18 protein-coding genes and 1 tRNA gene are annotated in these 18,646 nt (G+C 70.0%); 11 read left to right on the top strand and 8 right to left on the bottom strand.

What is annotated here, in order from left to right; all coding sequences use genetic code 11:
• Position 1 precedes the first annotated feature (1 nt).
• Positions 2–892, bottom strand: a complete 891-nt coding sequence (locus tag IE325_RS18755; RefSeq protein ID WP_190071088.1) for an intradiol ring-cleavage dioxygenase — start codon at positions 890–892, stop codon at positions 2–4.
• Positions 893–1,100: 208 nt separating this feature from the next.
• Here IE325_RS18755 and IE325_RS18750 point away from each other — a divergent pair, with 208 nt between their 5' ends.
• Positions 1,101–2,189, top strand: coding sequence for a serine hydrolase domain-containing protein (locus IE325_RS18750; RefSeq protein WP_190071087.1), 1,089 nt, complete (start codon positions 1,101–1,103; stop codon positions 2,187–2,189).
• A 9-nt stretch (positions 2,190–2,198) separates the two neighbouring features.
• Here IE325_RS18750 and IE325_RS18745 read toward each other — a convergent pair whose 3' ends face one another.
• Positions 2,199–2,645: an ATP-binding protein gene (locus IE325_RS18745; protein ID WP_190071086.1), complete on the bottom strand. Its 447-nt coding sequence runs from the start codon at positions 2,643–2,645 to the stop codon at positions 2,199–2,201.
• Between the two features lie 233 nt (positions 2,646–2,878).
• On the opposite strand from IE325_RS18745, the gene IE325_RS18740 reads away from it, so the two are divergent.
• The 9 genes from IE325_RS18740 (at position 2,879) to IE325_RS18700 (ending at position 12,827) form a co-directional block, all read left to right on the top strand.
• Positions 2,879–3,736 carry a hypothetical protein gene (locus IE325_RS18740; RefSeq protein WP_190071085.1) on the top strand — a complete coding sequence of 286 codons (858 nt, stop codon included), beginning with the start codon at positions 2,879–2,881 and terminating at the stop codon, positions 3,734–3,736.
• 194 nt (positions 3,737–3,930) lie between these two features.
• On the top strand, positions 3,931–4,665 hold the full coding sequence (locus tag IE325_RS18735; RefSeq protein ID WP_190071084.1) for a YcnI family copper-binding membrane protein: 735 nt from the start codon (positions 3,931–3,933) through the stop codon (positions 4,663–4,665).
• Positions 4,666–4,759: 94 nt separating this feature from the next.
• Entirely contained in the window at positions 4,760–5,413 is a 654-nt protein-coding gene (locus IE325_RS18730) for an SCO family protein (protein WP_190071083.1), read from the top strand.
• 26 nt (positions 5,414–5,439) lie between these two features.
• Entirely contained in the window at positions 5,440–5,865 is a 426-nt protein-coding gene (locus tag IE325_RS18725; RefSeq protein WP_190071251.1) for a copper chaperone PCu(A)C, read from the top strand.
• 13 nt (positions 5,866–5,878) lie between these two features.
• On the top strand, positions 5,879–7,864 hold the full coding sequence (locus IE325_RS18720; RefSeq protein ID WP_373315185.1) for a copper resistance CopC/CopD family protein: 1,986 nt from the start codon (positions 5,879–5,881) through the stop codon (positions 7,862–7,864).
• 6 nt (positions 7,865–7,870) lie between these two features.
• On the top strand, positions 7,871–9,205 hold the full coding sequence (gene efeB / locus IE325_RS18715) for an iron uptake transporter deferrochelatase/peroxidase subunit (RefSeq protein ID WP_190071082.1): 1,335 nt from the start codon (positions 7,871–7,873) through the stop codon (positions 9,203–9,205).
• Positions 9,206–9,256: 51 nt separating this feature from the next.
• Positions 9,257–10,189: a prephenate dehydratase gene (pheA, locus tag IE325_RS18710; protein WP_190071081.1), complete on the top strand. Its 933-nt coding sequence runs from the start codon at positions 9,257–9,259 to the stop codon at positions 10,187–10,189.
• 566 nt (positions 10,190–10,755) lie between these two features.
• Complete coding sequence (serS, locus tag IE325_RS18705) at positions 10,756–12,033, top strand: serine--tRNA ligase (RefSeq protein WP_190071080.1); 1,278 nt, start codon at positions 10,756–10,758, stop codon at positions 12,031–12,033.
• Positions 12,030–12,827 carry an HAD family hydrolase gene (locus IE325_RS18700; protein ID WP_190071079.1) on the top strand — a complete coding sequence of 266 codons (798 nt, stop codon included), beginning with the start codon at positions 12,030–12,032 and terminating at the stop codon, positions 12,825–12,827. Before serS ends, IE325_RS18700 begins: the two co-directional genes overlap by 4 nt.
• A gap of 415 nt (positions 12,828–13,242) precedes the next feature.
• On the opposite strand, the gene IE325_RS18695 is transcribed toward IE325_RS18700, so the two are convergent.
• From IE325_RS18695 to IE325_RS18670, 6 genes are all read right to left on the bottom strand, one after another.
• Positions 13,243–13,329: transfer RNA gene (locus IE325_RS18695), tRNA-Ser, on the bottom strand.
• A gap of 306 nt (positions 13,330–13,635) precedes the next feature.
• Positions 13,636–13,839, bottom strand: coding sequence for an SGM_3592 family protein (locus tag IE325_RS18690; protein ID WP_190071078.1), 204 nt, complete (start codon positions 13,837–13,839; stop codon positions 13,636–13,638).
• 128 nt (positions 13,840–13,967) lie between these two features.
• Entirely contained in the window at positions 13,968–14,687 is a 720-nt protein-coding gene (locus tag IE325_RS18685) for an ABC transporter permease subunit (protein ID WP_190071077.1), read from the bottom strand.
• A 10-nt stretch (positions 14,688–14,697) separates the two neighbouring features.
• Positions 14,698–15,609, bottom strand: coding sequence for an ABC transporter ATP-binding protein (locus IE325_RS18680; protein WP_190071076.1), 912 nt, complete (start codon positions 15,607–15,609; stop codon positions 14,698–14,700).
• The gene (locus tag IE325_RS18675; RefSeq protein ID WP_190071075.1) at positions 15,606–16,529 is read right to left on the bottom strand and encodes an ABC transporter permease subunit; all 924 of its coding nucleotides are present in this window, start codon (positions 16,527–16,529) and stop codon (positions 15,606–15,608) included. Before IE325_RS18675 ends, IE325_RS18680 begins: the two co-directional genes overlap by 4 nt.
• Positions 16,519–17,499, bottom strand: coding sequence for an ABC transporter ATP-binding protein (locus IE325_RS18670; protein WP_190071249.1), 981 nt, complete (start codon positions 17,497–17,499; stop codon positions 16,519–16,521). The genes IE325_RS18675 and IE325_RS18670 overlap by 11 nt, the downstream gene beginning before the upstream one ends.
• Before the next feature lie 303 nt (positions 17,500–17,802).
• Between IE325_RS18670 and IE325_RS18665 the strand changes: the two genes are divergently transcribed.
• The gene (locus tag IE325_RS18665) at positions 17,803–18,645 is read left to right on the top strand and encodes a M24 family metallopeptidase (protein WP_190071074.1); all 843 of its coding nucleotides are present in this window, start codon (positions 17,803–17,805) and stop codon (positions 18,643–18,645) included.
• Position 18,646: the final 1 nt, after the last annotated feature.

Raw genomic sequence — 18,646 nt, 5'->3', positions numbered from 1 at the left:
CCTAAGAGGAGGCGGAGGCCGACGGGGCGTCGCTCGGCGGGGTGCCACCCTCACCGCCACCGCCCCCGCCCGCGCCCGTGTTCTCCGCGTCGGGGTCGACGCCGATCGTGAGGGAGCCCTTGTAGCCCTTCGAGGGGTCCTTCTTGTGGACGGCCTTGAGGGTCAGCAGTCCGCTGGAGGCGCCGCCGCCGTCGTAGACCATGTCGTTGTCGAGGGTGGTGTAGCTGCCGGAGTGCTTCGAATACGGCTCCAGCGTGAGGATCTCCTGGGCGATCTCGTCGTCGAAGAACAGCTGGCCGGTGTAGTTGACCTTGCCGCCCTCGTAGGTGCCGTCCTCCTTCTGGCCGCCGGTGTGGACCTTGAGGTGGATGTGGCAGGTGCGCGGGGTGTACCAACCGGGGAAGATCGTCTCGAACTTGACGACCCCGTTGGCATTGGCGACCTGGTAACCCCGCAGATACGTCTTGTCGTCGGCGGTCGAGCCGTCCTCGCTCTCGGCGGGCGCGGAGCCGCCGGGGTTGGCCGTGGTGTAGCCGGAGTAGTAGCCCCAGGCGTCGCAGTGCCAGATCTCGACGGCGGCGCCCTCGACCGGGGTGCAGCCGTCGGTGGCGTCGACGACGGTGAGGCGCAGCGTCAGCGGGACACCGCTCTTGCCCTCGGTGATGTCCTTTCTCACCAGGGCGCCGTCGAGGTAATACGGGCCTTCGGTGACGCTGGACATCAGCGTCATGCAGGTGCCCGAACTCTCCGAGGCGCTCCCGGTGGTGGTCGCGGTCTCGGCGAAGGCGGCCTGGTAACCGGCGACAGCCAGCCCGCCCGACGCGACCGTGCCTCCGGTCACCGCGAGGGCGCGGCGCCGGGTGATCGTCTTGTCCCTGTGGATTCCCGTCATGAGCAGGAAGTTAGGGATGTCGCCCATCAGCGGGTTGAGGTGGCGCTGTGCTGTGGCTGTGAGTGCTGTGGAGGCTGAACGGCCCGTGGGGGTGCCTTGGGCGTGCTTGGGGGTGCTTGGGGGCTCGCCATAAGAGCTTGCTCTGTTATTACGTAATGACGTAAATTCTCGTAGTGGCGGTACCGACCCGACAGCGAGGAGCAGTTACATGAACCGACGGAAGTTCCTGGGCGCGACGGCGGCCGGGACCGGTGTCGCGCTGATACCGCGGGTCGCCACGGCGGCCGAGGGCGAGTTGGCCAAGCGGGTGCGGCGTCAGCTGGACGATGCGCTGGCCGCCGGCAGCCCGAGCGCGGTGTGCGGAGTCATCCGCGGCGGGCACCGGTATGTGGCGGGGGCGTCCCGGAAGGGCCGCGCGCCGGACGGCAGGACGGTGTTCCAGCTCGGTTCGATCGGCAAGACCCTGACCGCCACGGCGCTCGCACGCGCGGTGTGCGCGGGCCGAGTGCGCCTCGACGCACCGCTCACGCTGCCCCCGGGCTTCCCCGTCCCCCGCAAGGGCTCCCGGCGGATCACCCTGGCCGACCTGGCGACCCACACCTCCGGGCTGCCCTCACTGCCGCCGAATCTCCTTGCCGACGCGGACCCTTACGACCCGTACGCGCACTACACCACGGCCGACCTGGCCGCCGGTCTGGCCGAGACGACCCTGAGCACCGAGCCGGGCACCGCCTACCAGTACTCCAACCTCGGATTCGGACTGCTCGGTCAGGCGCTGGCCTTCGACGACGTGGACGCGATGCTGCGGCGCACCGTGACGGCACCGCTGCGGCTGTCCGACACCACGACGACCCTTCGGCCGGACATGGCCGCCCGCAAGGCGGTCGGACATCTCGAAGGGGAGCGCGTTCCGGACTGGCACGATCATGTGCTCAGCGCCGCCGGCAGCTCCATCTACAGCACCGCCGACGACATGCTCCGCTATCTCGACGCCCAACTGCGCCCGGCGCACTCGCCGTTGCGGGCCGCGATCGAACTGACCCAGCGCCCTCGTTTCACCGTGGACCAGGACCTGCGGATCGGGCTCGGCTGGCACATCAGCGCGCTGCCCGGCGGCCGGACCATGACCTGGCACAACGGCGGCACCGGCGGCTTCAGCACCTGCGCGGCGTTCGACCGGCGCACGGGGACCGCGGTGGTCATGATGGTCAACACCTTCAGCGAGCAGACCGACGGGAATCCCCGGCCGGTGGACGCGCTGGTCATGGGGCTGCTCGCGGACCTGGACGCAGCGTGAGCGTCGGCGCTACACCGCCATCAACGGCGCGTCCTTGCGCCACTTGAGGATCTTGTCGAAGCTCACCACGGCTCCGCCCCGTCCCGGCTTGTTGCCGATCTGGACGTGGTCGGCGAGCTCACTGATGAGGCACAGGCCGCGGCCGCCCTCGGCGTCGGAGGACGCCGGGCGCGGGGCGCGGTGCGGTGCGGTGAAACCCGGGCCCGAGTCGGTGACCTCGATATGGCACTTCTCGCCGTCCAGATAGGCCGTGACCCGGTACGCCTGCGGGGTGCCGTCAGGCGTGTCGCCGCCGTGTTCGACGGCGTTGGCGCAGGCCTCGCTGAGGGCGACGGAGAGGTCGTACGAGATGTCGGGGTCGACGCCCGCCGTCTCCATGGTGCCGAGCAGCAGGCGCCGGGCGAGGGGGACGCTCGCGGCTTCACGGCGCAGATGGAGTGACCACCAGATGCTCATGCTCCAGCCTCCTGGCCGCGGCTCGACATACCGTTACGTATTGCCGCGAGTGCCCAGCCGTAAGCACATCATTGACGTGATGCCGCCCATATGGTCGATGCGCCTACGAGGGAATCGGTGTATGTGGGGGCGGCCCACATCAGAACGTGATCTTCCGGTCCGTAAGTCGTCGTATGTCATCTTGCGGACCTGCCGTATGGCGGTCATAAGGCCAGTGCGATGATGAGCCCGCCATGACTGCCCCCCACCCGCGCACGGTGCGCTCCGGACGCGATCTCCGGATACTGCGGGCCGCGGTGTTCGCCGCGGTCTGCGTCGTGCTGGCCGGGTGCGGTCATGTGCTGGGCTCCTGCGCCACGGTTCCGCTGTGGACGCTGGGCGCGGGGTTCCTGGGGGTCCTCGCCGTCACCGTGCCGCTCGCGGGTCGTGAACGCTCGCTGCCCGGGATAGCGGCGCTGCTCGCGGTCGGACAGACCGTGCTGCACACGCTGTTCGGGCTGGGGCAGCACGGGACGACACTGCTCGGGGGGTCTACGTCGGCCGCCCCGTCCCCGGCCTCGTCCGACGCCGCGCTCGTCGAGCTGGCCGCGCGGCTCGTGTGCGGCAGCGCCGCGGCGGCCATCAGCCCCGCCCAGGCCCAACGGCTCCTCACCGAGGCGCGGATCGGGCCGGACACAGGGGCGGGCTCGGGGGCCGGGGCCCATGTCGCGCACCGGTCGGCGGACGCCATGTCCGTCGCCTCCGACTCCTCCGCCTCCCTGCTGCCGTCCCTGCCGATGCTGCTGGCCCATCTGCTCGCGGCCGTCGCCGCGGGGTGGTTGCTGCGCCGCGGGGACCTGGCCCTGCTGCGGATCGTCGAGATGTCCACGCTCTCGGCGCATTCGGTCGCCGAGGGGTCTCTCGTACGTTCCCTGCGCGGGGCGCTCGCGCTGGTGCGCGCCCTGCGTGCCGGACTGCCGGGGGCTCCCGAGGCGGGCCCGCGCTTCCTGCGCACCGAGTCATCGGCGCGCCCCGCACCCCGCACCGTCGCCCTCCAGCACACGGTGATCAGGCGCGGCCCGCCGGCCGGCGCGTTCGCCCTCGCCGCCTGACACGACGCGACCACCGCTCCACTGACGTGGGATGAGGGCCGCCGTCGTGCGGCACACACGCGTGCCCCGTTTCCGATCGGGATCCCAACGACGACGGCTCCTTCCCGCCGTTCCCCGCTGATCGGGCACCCCTTCGCACGCGTACTCCTCTTCACCACCGGAATCCGAATCTCACTCACAGTGGAGTGCTCCGAATGAAGGCCTCTCGTATCGCCGCCGCGGGCGCCCTGGCCGGCACCGCCGTGCTCGCCCTGTCCGTGCCCGCCTTCGCCCACGTCAGCGTGCAGCCGGAGGGCACCGCCGCCAAGGGCGGTTACGCGGTCGTCGACTTCAAGGTGCCCAACGAGCGCGACAACGCCTCGACGACCAAGCTCGAGGTCACCTTCCCGACCGACCACCCGCTGGCCTCCGTGATGCCGGAGGCCGTGCCCGGCTGGACGGCCAAGGTCACCAAGACCACGCTGGACAAGCCCCTGGAGATGCACGGCAAGAAGATCACGGAGGCCGTCTCCAAGGTCACTTGGACCGCCGACGGCAAGGGCGGCATCCAGCCCGGCTTCTTCCAGAAGTTCCCCGTCTCCGTGGGCACCCTGCCCGAGGACACCGACGAACTCGTCTTCAAGGCGATCCAGACGTACTCCAACAAGGAGGTCGTGCGCTGGATCGAGGTCCCGCAGAAGGGCCAGGAGGAGCCCGAGAACCCGGCGCCGGTGCTCGCGCTGTCCGCCGCCGAGGGCGACCACCACGGCTCCGCCGGAGCGGCCTCCGACTCCGACGACGCCGAGGCCGCCGCCGCGAAGACCGAGGCCGCGGAACCGGCCGACAGCAGTGACACCACCGCCCGCGTCCTGGGCGTGGTCGGCATCGTCGTGGGCGCGCTGGGCGTGGCGTACGGCGTGCTCGCCGGCCGTCGGCGCACGGACGCCTGACAGCACCACCGGTTCACGGCGCGCGCCGGAGCACACCCGGTGCGCGCCGGAGCTCTCACCCTTGGGACATTTTCTATGCGTAAGAAGACCTGTGATGCGTAAGAAGACCTTCGCCGCGGCCGCGCTGCTCGCCGCCGCGGCCCTGACCCTGTCCGCCTGCGGCAACGGTGACGACAGCGCCTCGCCCGTGACCGTGGTCTCCGAGGAGCCCGGCTCGGACAAGGCGGCCATCGTGCTCGACAAGCCGTTCGAGAAGCCGGACCTGGTCCTCACCGACACCAGCGGCAAGAAGTACGACTTCCGCAAGGAGACCCAGGGCAAGCCGACGCTGCTCTACTTCGGCTACACCAACTGCCCCGACGTCTGCCCGCTGACGATGAACAACATCGCCGTCGCCAAGAAGCAGCTGCCCAAGGCCGAGCAGGACCAGTTGCGCGTCGTGTTCGTCACCACCGACCCCGAGCGGGACACCGCCGCCGCGCTCGGCAAGTGGCTCAAGGGCATCGACCCCCAGGTCGTCGGCCTGACCGGCGACTTCGACACCATCCAGGCCGGGGCCCGCACCCTCGGCATCACCATCGAGCCGCCGCACAAGGACAAGAACGGCAAGATGGTCTCCACCCACGGCACCCAGGTCCTCGCGTTCTCGCCGAAGACCGACGCCGGGTACGTCCTCTACACCGAGAGGGCCCAGGTCGACGACTACACCGCGGACCTCCCCAAGCTCATCAAGGGGGAGAAGCCGTGAGGCGGTTCGCCCCGGTGGCCGTGGTGATGACCGGTTCCCTCGCCCTGGCGGGCTGCGGCTCCGAGGACTCCGGTGACTCCAAGGCCGAGGTGTCCGTCAGCGGTGCCTACATGCCCCAGCCCGTCTCGGACTCCATGGCGGCTGGCTTCCTGACGGTCACCAACAAAGGCGGAACGAAGGACGAGTTGACGTCCGTCACCAGCGACGTCGGCACGGTGACCGCGCACGAGACCGTCGACTCCTCGATGCAGGAGGTCAAGGACCTCCCCGTCCCCGCGCACGGTCAACTCGTGTTCAAAAGCGGCGGCAACCATCTGATGTTCGAGAAGCTGAAGCGGAAGCCGAAGCAGGGCGAGACGGTGACCGTGAAGCTCCACTTCACCGAGTCCGGCACGGTCACGGTCCAGATGCCGGTGAAGCCGGCGACGTACACCCCGACGACCGGACACTGAGGGAGAGATCGCCTTGACCCAGACCATCGCCCCCCGCGTCCGGACCCTGATGCCGCCGCGCGTCCGGACCCTGGTGCTGCTGCTCCTCGCCGCCACCGGGCTGCTGCTGGCCGGCGCCGGGCAGGCCTCCGCGCACGCCGCGCTGACCGGTAGCGACCCCCAGCAGGGGGCGGTGGTCGAGAAGGCCCCGACGCAGGTCTCGCTGACCTTCTCCGAGAAGGTCGCGCTGGCCGACGACTCCCTGCGGGTGCTCGACCCCAAGGGCAAGCGCGTCGACGCCGGCGACCCGGCCAACCCCAACGGCACCACGTACGCCGTGAAACTCCACAGCGGCCTGCCCGACGGCACGTACACCGTCACCTACCAGGTCGTGTCCGAGGACAGCCATCCCGTCGCCGGCGCCTACACCTTCTCCATCGGTGCCCCCTCCCAGACCAGCGTCTCCGTCTCCGACCAGACGGCGGGCGGCGGTGTCGTCGGCACGCTCTACGGCTTCGGGCGCTATGTGTCGTACGCCGGTTTCATCGTCATGGTCGGCGGCGCCGCCTTCGTGCTCGCCTGCTGGCAGCGCGGGGCGGGCGTACGGGCGCTGCAGCGGCTCACCGTCTCCGGATGGCTGGCCCTGACCGGCGCCACGCTCGGCCTGCTGCTCCTGCGCGGCTCCTACACCGGCACCGGCAAGGTCGGCGACATCTTCGACCTCGACCTGCTGGGCCAGGTGCTCCAGACCAAGACCGGCGCGGCACTGGTGTCCCGGCTGCTGCTGCTCGCCGCGGCGGCACTGTTCATCGCGGTGTTGTTCGGGGCGTACGAGAAGCGCGAGGACGAGGAGAAGCGGGACCTGACCTTCGGGCTCGCCGTCGGCGGGACCGTCGTCGCGGCGGGGCTCGCGGCGAGCTGGGCGATGTCCGAGCACGCCTCCACCGGGCTGCAGGCCGGGATCGCGATGCCCGTCGACGTCCTCCACCTGCTGGCCGTCGCGAGCTGGCTCGGCGGGCTCACCGCACTGCTCGTCGCCCTCTACCGGGCGCCCGCGGACACCCCGGTCGACGCGTCCGCCGTACGACGGTTCTCCCGCGTCGCGTTCGGCAGTGTGCTCGCGCTGGTCGCGACCGGGATCTACCAGTCGTGGCGGCAGCTCGGGTCCTGGTCGGCCTTCACCGACACGCGGTACGGGCAGTTGCTGCTGGTCAAGATCGGGCTCGTGGTGCTGCTGGTGGGGATCGCGTGGGTCTCACGGCGGTGGACGGCCCGGCTGACGGAGTCGGTCGGCGGGCGTTCGCGGGAGACCGAGGAAGAGGGCGAGAGCGAGGGTGAGAGCGAGAAGGAGCATGCCGCTGCTCGGGCTCGTTCCTCCGCCTCTGAGTCCGGCTCGGGTTCCGATTCCGGTTCAGCTTCCGGCTCTCGCTCCGGCTCCGACTCCGAGCGCGCCACACAGCTCGCCCGGCAGCAGGCCGCGAAGGACGCGGCGCGGCAGAAGCAGCGGCGGGACGCCGACCCGAACCGGTTCGGACTGCGCCGCTCGGTGCTGGCCGAGGCCGGTGTCGCGGTCGTCCTGCTCGCCGTCACCACCATGCTGACCTCGACCGAACCGGGACGTACGGAGGAACAGGCCAAGGCGGCCACGGCGGCATCGTCGGCCGACGCGGCCGCGGCCGGGGCGCTGACCCTGGACATGTCCTTCGACACCGGCGGCGAGGACGGCAAGGGCGTCGTACGAGTCGACCTCGACCCCGCGCGCGTGGGCGGCAACGAGATGCATGTGTATGTGCAGCGCCCCAACGGCCGCGCCTTCGACATCCCCGAGGTGAAGGTCGCCTTCACCCTCGAGTCCCAGGACATCGGGCCGCTGCCCGTCGTCCCCGACCACATCACCACCGGACACTGGTCGGCGGCCGGGGTGCAGATCCCCATGGCCGGCGAATGGAAGGTCGCCGTGACCGTTCGGACCTCCGACATCGACCAGACCACCGTCTCCAAGAACGCGCAGATCGGCTGACCCACCATGGCTGACCAGTCCACCCCGGAGGCCCGCACTCCCGAAAAGGCACTCAACGGCGAGACCGCACTTAATGACGGTCCTCCGGAGAGCGCCGACACCAAGGGGGGCATCTCGCGACGTCTGCTGCTCGGGACCGCCGGTGCCACCGGGCTGGTGCTCGGCGCGGCGGGCGGTGCCGTGGGGTACGCGGCACGGCCGGCCGAGGCGACACCGCTCGCCTCGCTGGGGGCCGATCAGGTGATGTTTCACGGGAAACATCAGCCCGGCATCCTTCAGGGCCTCCAGGCACGCGGCCATGTCGTCGCCTTCGACCTGGCGGCGGGCGCGGGCCGCAAGGAGGCGGCGGCCCTGCTGCGCCGCTGGTCGGAGACGGCACGGCGGCTGATGGCGGGCGAGGCGGCCCAGCAGGACGACACGGATGTCGCCCGCGACGCCGGGCCGTCCTCACTGACGATCACCTTCGGCTTCGGGCACAGCTTCTTCGCCCGGACCGGCCTGGAGAAACAGCGCCCGATCGCCCTGGACCCATTGCCCGACTTCTCCTCCGACCAGCTCGACAAGGCCCGCAGCAACGGCGATCTCTGGGTGCAGATCGGCGCGAATGACGCCCTGGTCGCCTTCCACGCCCTGCGCGCGATCCAGAAGGACGCGGGCAGGGCCGCCAAGGTGCGCTGGCAGATGAACGGCTTCAACCGGTCGCCGGGTGCCACCTCCCACCCCATGACGGCCCGCAACCTCATGGGCCAGATGGACGGCACCCGCAACCCGAAGCCGACGGAGGCCGACTTCGACCAGCGGATCTTCGTGCCCGAGTCCGCCGCGAAGGACCCGGCCGGCGCCAAGGACCCTGCCTGGATGGCCAACGGCTCCTACGCCGTCGTACGCCGCATCCGCATGCTCCTCGACGACTGGGAGCAGCTCTCGGTCAAGGCCCAGGAGGACGTCATCGGGCGCCGCAAGTCCGACGGGGCGCCGCTGTCGGGGGGCACCGAGACGACCGAGATGGACCTGGAGAAGACGGACAAGGCGGGGAATCTGGTCGTCCCCATCAACGCCCACGCCCGCATCACCAGGCCGGACCAGAACGGCGGTGCGGCGATGCTGCGGCGCCCCTTCTCCTACCACGACGGCATCGACGCGGACGGCGTGCCCGACGCGGGGCTCCTGTTCATCTGCTGGCAGGCCGACCCCCTGCGCGGCTTCGTCACGGTCCAGCGCAAGCTCGACCGGGGCGACGCACTGTCCAAGTACATCCGGCACGAGGCCAGCGGCCTGTTCGCGGTGCCGGGCGGGGCGGCGGAGGGCGAGTACGTGGGACAGCGGCTGCTGGAGGGGTGACACGGCCCAGAGGCGTGCCCCGGGTTTCGCCAGGGCCATTAGGGTGAGGTCATGCCAGCGAGCTATGCCTATCTCGGCCCCGAGGGCACCTTCACCGAGGCCGCCCTGCGCACGCTTCCCGAGGCCGCGACCCGGGAGCTGATCCCCTACGTGTCCGTGCAGTCCGCGCTGGACGCGGTGCGCGTCGGCGATGCCGAGGCCGCGTTCGTACCGATCGAGAACTCCGTCGAGGGCGGCATCACGACCACCCTCGACGAACTCGTCGCGGGCGCGCCGCTCATGATCTACCGCGAGGTGCTGCTGTCGATCACCTTCGCGCTGCTGGTCAGGCCGGGCACCGAGCTGTCCGACATCAAGACGGTCTCCGCACACCCGGCGGCCCAGCCCCAGGTGCGCAACTGGCTCAGGAACAACCTCCCCGACGCCCAGTGGGAGTCGGCGGCCTCGAACGCGGACGCCGCCCGGCTGGTCCAGGAGGGCCAGTACGACGCGGCCTTCGCCGGCGAGTTCGCCGCCGCGCTGTACGGCCTGGAGGCCCTGGAGACCGGGATCCACGACGCGGAGAACGCCCAGACCCGGTTCGTGCTGGTCGGCCGGCCCGCCCGGCCCGCCGCGCCGTCCGGCGCGGACAAGACGTCCGTCGTGCTGTGGCAGCGCGACGACCATCCCGGTGGGCTGCGTGACCTCCTGGGCGAGTTCGCCACCCGCGGCATCAACCTGATGCTGCTCCAGTCCCGGCCCACCGGCGCCGGCATCGGCAACTACTGCTTCTGCATCGACGCCGAGGGCCATATCTCCGACCGCCGGGTGTCCGAGGCGCTGATGGGGCTCAAGCGGATCTGCCTGGAGGTGCGCTTCCTGGGTTCGTATCCGCGTGCGGACATCAAGCCCGGGGACGCCGAGCAGCCGCACCTGGGGACATCGGACGAGGCGTTCGTGTCGGCGGCGGACTGGGTGGCGCGCTGCCAGGACGGCCGGTTCTGAGAGACCCCTCGGCGCTCGTTGCCGAGGGGCTTCCGTGCGGGTTTCCAGCCAGTACTACCAGCCGATTATCGTTATCCACAGGAGTTATCCACAGGTACTCATCTCGACCTGGGGACAAGTCGATATGCAGGGGTGAGTCTGTCGACAAATCGCTCCCCAAGCCGTCCCGGAGTCCACCGGCCCGCAAGTCACCCTTCGTCCACTCTTTTCCTTTGGGCAATCCTTTGGGGCGACCGTTTTACACTCGAAAGTGCGGGTGGGGAGGGTTTGTCCTGGGAATCCTCAAGTTGATCACCGCGTTACGGAGTGATCAATTCCGGCATCCACAGTCCATCCACACACCCTGTGGATAACTCTTCCGAGGCTGGGGATTCCTGTGGACAACCGAGCCCCAAGTCCCGTTCTCCACAAGGGAATCGAGTCAACCGGCCGCCTCGCGCCTTACCCTTCCAGGGAGTGAGACGCCTTTTATTGACACACTCGGCAATTCCCGCATAACGGTACGTAAGCCGCAGTTCGGAATAGTGAGTCGTGGGCTGTCACCCCACCCCGGTAGCCTGGGGCACGTGATTGACCTTCGCCTGCTTCGTGAGGACCCCGACCGAGTGCGCGCCTCGCAGCGTGCCCGTGGAGAGGACGTCGCGCTCGTCGACGCTCTCCTGTCTGCCGACGAGCGGCGCAGGTCGTCCGGCGTCCGCTTCGACGAGCTGCGCTCCGAGCAGAAGTCGCTCGGCAAGCTCATCCCCAAGGCCTCTCCCGAGGAGCGCGCGGAGCTCCTGCAGAAGGCGGAGCAGCTCAAGGCCGACGTCAAGGCCGCCGAGGCCGCGCAGAACGACGCGGACGAGGAGACCAAGCGTCTCGCGCTGCAGCTCGGCAACCTCGTCCACCCCGACGTGCCCGTCGGCGGCGAGGAGGACTTCGTCGTCCTGGAGACGCACGGCACCATCCGTGACTTCGGCGCCGAGGGCTTCGAGCCCAAGGACCATCTGGAGCTCGGCGAGGCGCTGGGCGCCATCGACGTCGAGCGCGGCGCCAAGGTGTCCGGCTCCCGCTTCTACTACCTCACCGGCGTCGGCGCCCTGCTGGAGCTGGCCCTGGTCAACGCGGCGATCGCCCAGGCCACCGAGGCCGGCTTCATCCCGATGCTGACCCCCGCGCTGGTCCGCCCGCGCGCGATGGAGGGCACCGGCTTCCTCGGCCAGGCCGCGGAGAACGTGTACCACCTGGAGAAGGACGACTACTACCTGGTCGGCACCTCCGAGGTCCCGCTCGCCGCGTACCACATGGACGAGATCCTCGACGCCGACAAGCTGCCGATGCGCTACGCGGGCTTCTCGCCGTGCTTCCGCCGCGAGGCCGGCACCTACGGCAAGGACACCCGCGGCATCTTCCGCGTGCACCAGTTCGACAAGGTCGAGATGTTCTCGTACGTCGCCCCCGAGGACGCGGAGAACGAGCACAAGCGGCTCCTGGAATGGGAGAAGCAGTGGCTCACCGGCCTGGAGCTGCCCTTCCAGGTCATCGACGTGGCCTCCGGCGACCTCGGCTCCTCCGCCTCCCGCAAGTACGACTGCGAGGCGTGGATCCCCACCCAGGGCAAGTACCGCGAGCTGACGTCGGCCTCCAACTGCGACGGCTTCCAGGCGCGCCGGCTGTCCGTCCGTATGCGGGACGGCAAGAAGGTGCAGCCGCTCGCGACGCTCAACGGCACGCTGTGCGCCGTACCGCGCACCATCGTGGCGATCCTGGAGAACCACCAGCAGGCCGACGGTTCGGTCCGGGTGCCCGAGGTGCTGCGGCCGTACCTGGGCGGCCGGGAGGTCCTGGAGCCGGTCGCGAAGTGACGTTCCCCTATCGGCTGATCGCGACCGACCTCGACGGAACGCTCCTGCGCTCCGACGAGTCGGTCTCGCCGCGCACCCGTGACGCCCTCGCCGCGGCCACGGAGGCCGGCGCCGCCCACATCGTCGTCACTGGCCGCGCCGTCCCCTGGACCCGGCACATCCTCGACGACCTCGGCTACCAGGGGCTCGCCGTCTGCGGGCAGGGCGCGCAGGTGTACCACGCCGGCGAGCACCGCCTGCTGACGTCGGTGACGCTGGACCGGCAGCTGGCGGGCGTGGCACTGGCCAAGATCGAGGCCGAGGTCGGCCCGCTGTATCTCGCGGCGAGCCGTGACGGCCTGGACGGCGAGGTCCTGGTCGGCCCCGGCTACGCGCTCACGGGGGCGCTCCCGTCGACGCCGTTCACGGACGCGTCGGATCTGTGGACCGCCCCGCTGAACAAGATCTACATACAGCATCCGGATCTGACGGACGACGAGCTGGCGGAGGCCGCGCGCCGCGCCGCGGGCGGCTTCGTCACGGTCGCGATGGCGGGCGAGGGCATCGTCGAACTGCTCCCGCTGGGCCTGTCGAAGGCGACGGGCCTCTCCCTCGCGGCCCGCCGCCTCGGCATGAAGGCAGCGGACACGATCGCCTTCGGCGACATGCCGAACGACCTCCCGATGTTCGCCTGGGCGGCGAGAGGCGTGGCCATGGCCAACGCCCACGAGGAGCTGAAGGCGGTGGCGGACGAGGTGACGGCCTCCAATGAGGAGGACGGGATCGCGGTGGTGCTGGAGCGGTTGCTCGGCTGAGGGGGGCTGGGCGGGCCCTGGGCGGGACTGAGCTGGGCTCGGCCGGGGCTGGCGGCTGGCTGGGGACGGCGTGGTGCCATCGGCACGTCTGCCGCCGAGGGCGGCGGCCGTATGGGCGGCCACGTTGCGGCTGAGGGCTGGCGGCCATGTGACGAGGGCTGGCGGCTGGCGGCTGGCGGCCGAGACTGCCGACGGGCTCGCGGCTGACTGCCGACGGCCTGCGGCTGGCCGCCGAGACGGAGGACGGCTGACGGCCCTATAACCGCGGGCAGTCGTGCCGCTGGGGCGGCACGGGTGGGCGCGGGCGGCACCCGCAAACGCCGGGCACCACAGCCAACCCCTCGGCCACAGCGCCGGGCCCCTACATAACGCGCCCCACCCCTGCACTCGGCCCAGCCCCAGTGGCAACGTCTCGCGGAGGATGCACGAATCGAACGTGCGCGGGCTCTAAGACCCGACCTTGGCTTAGCAAGCCAGTGCCTTACCACTCGGCCAATCCTCCGGGTGGGCGACCCACGCGAGAGCGACATCGCGTGCTCGAAGCGGCCGCCCCGGGCAGCTCCGTATGAGGAGCGGACTCGACGGTGGGGTAACTACACCGGAGACCGCCGCGGACTGCCCTGACGGGAGCTGGACGTACTGTCGTGCATGGACATCGTCCGGCTCCTCTCCCAGAACGTGGCGCCGGACTCACCGTCCGGCGATGTGGACATAACCACTGTGCCTGTGGGACGAGTTGGGCGCCACTGAATAAAAGGCCCCGTAAGGGCTCGACGTGCTCGGTGTGCTCGGTGTGCTCGGTGCGCCCCTACCGCCGACGCCACTTGCGTCGGCGCCCCTTGCTGAAGAACCACCCCGCGGGCGGCTCGTCCGAGCGCCACGGCTGCGGCTCGGGCTCCTCGCGGCGCCAGCGGGCGGCCAGCATCCGGGCCCTGGCGGACGGCTCGGACGTCTCGGCGGATCGGATGAAGTCCTCATCGAGGACGAGGTCGTCGTCCCAGTCGTCTGCCATCCCCGTTCCTCCCCATCCTCCCCGTCCACCGACCGAACGTCCCCCTTTGCCCAGTGTGCCCGGACAAAGGTGAAGCCTCCGTCAAGGGCGGGCCCCCTCAAGGGCCCGCCCCTTTACGCCTGTCCTGCTCACTCCTCGCCGGCGAGCGTCAGCGACCGCAGCTTCTGTCCCGCGTACCAGGTCGCGAGGACGGTGACGACCGCCAGCAGCACTGTCGCGGTGGGCAAGGCGACGTCGGACGTCACCATGTCCCCGCCGGAGACCTTCTGCGCCACCGCCAGCGCCCACTGCTGCACGCTCAGCGTGCGCGCACCGGACACCAGGGAGCCGAACAGGGCCTCCCAGACGAGCGCGTAGACGAGGCCGAAGACCACCGCGTGCCGGGACACTGTGCCCAGCAGCAGGAAGATCGCGGCGTAGGCGATGGAGGCGACCAGTGCGGCGACCGTGTAGGCGACGGCGATCTGCTGGCCGTTGCCGTTGAGGATGTAACCGGCGATGAGGGTGGGCAGCGCCGAGAACACCATGGTCACGGCGATCGCCACGATCAGTTTGGTGAAGATGATCGTCGGTCGCTTCACGGGCTTGGACAGCAGATACACCACCGAGCCGTCGTCGATCTCGGGCCCGATCGCGCCGGTCCCGGCGATGACGCCGATGATCGGCACCATGGTGGCCAGCGCCAGCCCGCCGAGCAGGTCCGAGGCGGTCTGGTCGTCGGCGCCGGCGAGCGCGCGCACCACGATCGAGATCGCGATGAGCAGCAGTGGCAGCGCGCCCAGGATGAGGGCCCGGCGACGGCCGAGCAGGGCTCGATAGGTGAGCCGGGCGACTGTGGGGTCGTACATCTTCGGCCTCCTACGCCGCGACCAGATACGAGAACACGGACTCGAGGGACTCGTCGGACGGCGAGACCGTGAGCAGGCGGATGCCCTGGTCTCGCGCCACCCTCGGGAGCAGCGTGGTGAAGCGGCCGAAGTCGACGGCCTGGATGTGCAGCGCGCCCTCGGTCAGGTCGACCTCGATGCCGGATGTCGACGGGTCGGCGATCAGCGCGGCCGCGAGGGCGCGGTCGTCGCTGGAGCGCACCAGGTAGCGGTGCGGCCGGTCGGTCATCAGGCGGCGGATCTTGCGGAAGTCACCGCTGGCCGCGTGCCGGCCTGCGACCACGACCTCGATGTGCCAGGCGAGTTGCTCGACCTCTTCGAGGATGTGGGAGGAGAAGAGGACCGTGCGGCCCTCGTCGCCCATCTTCCGCAGCAGGTCCATCAGTTGCATGCGCTGGCGCGGGTCCATGCCGTTGAAGGGCTCGTCGAGCAGCAGCAGCGAGGGGTTGTGGACGAGGGCGCTCGCCATCTTGACGCGCTGGCGCATGCCCTTGGAGTACGTCTGGATCTTGCGGTCCTGCGCGTACTCCATCTCGACCGTGGCGAGGGCCTTCTGGGCGGCCTTGGCGCCCAGGCCGTGCAACTCGGCGTTGGCGACGACGAATTCGCGGCCGGTGAGGAAGTCGTACATCGCCTCGCGCTCGGGGACGATGCCGATGTGCTTGTAGATCGACTCGTTGCGCCAGACCGGCTGTCCGTCGAGGGTGACGGTGCCGGTGGAGGGGGCCAGGAAGCCGCCCATCATGTTGATGAGGGTGGACTTTCCGGCGCCGTTGGGGCCGAGGAGGCCGGTGACGCCGGGGCCGATCGTCATGGTGATGTCGTTGACGGCGACCACGTTGCCGAACCAGCGGGAGACATGGTCGATCGAGAGCGTGGTCACAGTCCGACCTTTCGGTAGCGGCGCATCAGGAGGCCGTAGGAGGCGGCGATGAGGCCGAGGACGACGAGGACGTACACCGCGCCCTCCCCGTTGCTCGGGCCGACTCCACCGGGGAAGGCGGACGTGGCGCCCAGGAAGGCGGACTGCACACCGTCGATGAGGGTGACCGGTGAGAAGAGGCCGATCCAGGGGATGGCGCCGCTGCTGCCCCCGCCGTCGATGGCCTGTGCGTCGGCGATGGCCTGGAGCGTGGAGACGGCTCCGTAGGAGATGGTCATCACGGCGATCACGGCGGCGATGCCGAAGCCGCGGCGCGGGGTGACCGACGCGATGACCAGGCCGATGCCGGCGAACAGCAGCGAGAGCAGTGTCACGGACACGAGTCCCTGCGCGAATCCCTTGGTCTGGTCGGCGAAGTCGAGCTTGGCGAGCAGCGCGCCCACATAGAGCACCAGCAGCGGGGCCGCGGTGAGGATGAACAGCGCGGAGGCCAGCGCGGCGAACTTCGCACGGACGTAGTCGGCGGTCTCGATCGGCCGGGAGAAGTACAGCGGCACGGTCTTGAAGCGCAGGTCGCGGGAGACCGACTGGGGTGCCTGGGAGGCGACGTACAGGCTGATCACGGCCTGCATGATGATCGCGTAGCGCGTGTAGTCGACTGGCAGGTCGTTGGCCTTGGTGGCGACCGCGACGGCGACCATGATGGCCGCGGGCACGCACATCACCACGAACAGCAGCATCGGCAGCACCTTGGACTTCACCGAGCGGCCGAGGCCGTAGGCGCCGCGCAGGGACTGCGAGTACAGGGACCGGGTGGCGTAGGAACGGCCGAGCCGGGGGCCGTCGTAGGTGCGGTAGCCGATGTTGTGGATACGGGTCTGGTCGCCTGGGGGTGTCGCTACGGGGTGCTCAACTGCCATGGCCGACGGCCTCCTTCCGCTGTGCCTCGGTGTCCTCGGACTTCTCGTCGGTGAAGACCTCGGAGATGTGGTGCCGGCGCTGCTCCATGCGCACGAGGCCGAGGCCGAGGTCGGCGACCACGTCGCGCACCAGGTCGTAGGTGTCGTCGCTCTGCGCGGTGAGCAGCAGGATGTGTCCGGCGCCGGGGAGGCCGCCGCCGCTGTCGAGGACGTCCACCCCGCGCGCGTGGAGCGCGTCGCGCACCGCGCGGGTGCCGTCCGGGTGGTCGTCGGTGTCGGTGACCTCGATGGCGAGGGTCGTGGTGGTCTGGGTGAAGTCGGTGGTGGAGCTGGAGCGCAGAAGCTTGCCGCCGTCGATGACGACGACGTGGTCGCAGGTGCGCTCCAGTTCGCCCAGCAGGTGGGAGGTGACCAGGACCGAGATGCCGAAGTCGGTGTAGATGCGGCGGATGAGGCCGAGCATCTCGTCCCGGCCGACCGGGTCGAGGCCGTTGGTCGGCTCGTCCAGGAACACCAGCTGCGGGTCGTGGACCAGGGCCTGGGCCAGCTTCACGCGCTGCTTCATGCCGGTGGAGTAGCCGCCGATGGGGCGGTAGCGCTCCTCGTACAGACCGACATGGCGCAGGGTGTCCGCGGTGCGCTCGCGCGCGGCGGCCGGCGGGAGTCCGGACATGCGGGCCATGTGCACGACGAACTCGGTGGCCGAGACGTCGGGCGGCAGACAGTCGTGCTCCGGCATGTACCCGACGCGCTCACGGATGGCGCCGCCCTTGGTGGCGACGTCGAGTCCGAGCACTTCGGCACGGCCCTCGGTGGCGGGGGACAGACCCAGCAGGATCTTGATCATGGTGGACTTGCCGGCACCATTGGCTCCGACGAGTCCGGTCACCCCGGGCCCGATGTCCATGGTCAGCCGGTCAAGCGCGGTCACCCTCGGGAACCGCTTGCTCAGGCTTTCGGTCGCGATCACAGTCACGCTTCGAAGGTAGTGACGCGGACCACGCCGGTCGTCACCCCGCAGAGCTGTATTGGGGTCAGACTCCAGGACTACGGGGACCTAGGGGTCACCCTGAGGTCGAACAACGCGGACCCGATTCGCGGACTCGGTTCGCGGTCCCGGTTGGCGGCCCCGGTTCGCCACGGTTTCCACATGAGCGAGGTTTTCCACAGCCCTCGGTAGCCCTATTGACGCAGCCTCTAACAACTGTCACATTCACCGGTGTCAAGTTACGAACACGTACCGCAGTCGACGTGGACAAGGTGGGGCGGTGGCATGACTACGGCGGTGACACGCGAACTCTCCGAGGAACTGCGGGGGTTCAGGCAGGTCCAGCAGCTGGCGTACGAATGCGCGGAGGCCGTCGCGGCGCGGCTGGAGCCGGGCATCACCGAGCGTGAGGCGGCGCGCATGCAGCGCGAGTGGCTGCGTGAGCGCGGGGTGCGGGACTGGTTCCACCTCCCCTTCGCCTGGTTCGGCGACCGCACCGCGTTCGTGAACTTCCGCATCCCCCTGCAGTTCTTCCCTACGGGCCGTCGGCTGGAGCCCGGGATGCCGTTCATCCTGGACATGGCACCGGTGTACGACGGCTACACGGCCGACATCGGCTATTCGGGCTCGCTCGGCATCAACCCGGTGCAGGACAAGCTGATGGCCGACCTGGAGGCGCACCGCGAGCTGATCCTGCGCGAGGTGCGCGAGCGGCGGCCCCTGCGGGAGATCTACGAGGACGTGGACCGACTCATGGTCCGCCAGGGCTACGCCAACCGGCACCGGGCCTACCCCTTCGGCGTGATCGCGCACAAGGTCGACCGTGTGACGCAGCGCCGCTGGTCGGCGCATGTGTTCGGGTTCGGCACCCAGTCCCTGAAGGGTCTGGCGAGTGACGCGCTGCACGGCCACCGCGAGGGCTGGTCCCCGCTGTGGTCGCCGTACCGCTTCTCCGACCATCCGCCGCAGCCGGGCCTGTGGGCGGTCGAACCCCACCTCGGCTTCCGGGGTACGGGCGCGAAGTTCGAGGAGATCCTGGTCGTCACCGACTCCGGCGATCCCGCGGAGAGCGCCTTCTGGCTGGACGACGATCTGCCGCATGTGCGGCGCTGGGCGGAGGAGAGGTGAC

Source organism: Streptomyces lanatus (assembly GCF_014655715.1).
In the GTDB taxonomy this organism is placed as follows: domain Bacteria; phylum Actinomycetota; class Actinomycetes; order Streptomycetales; family Streptomycetaceae; genus Streptomyces; species Streptomyces lanatus.
This window is presented reverse-complemented; position numbering and strand designations above follow the sequence as displayed.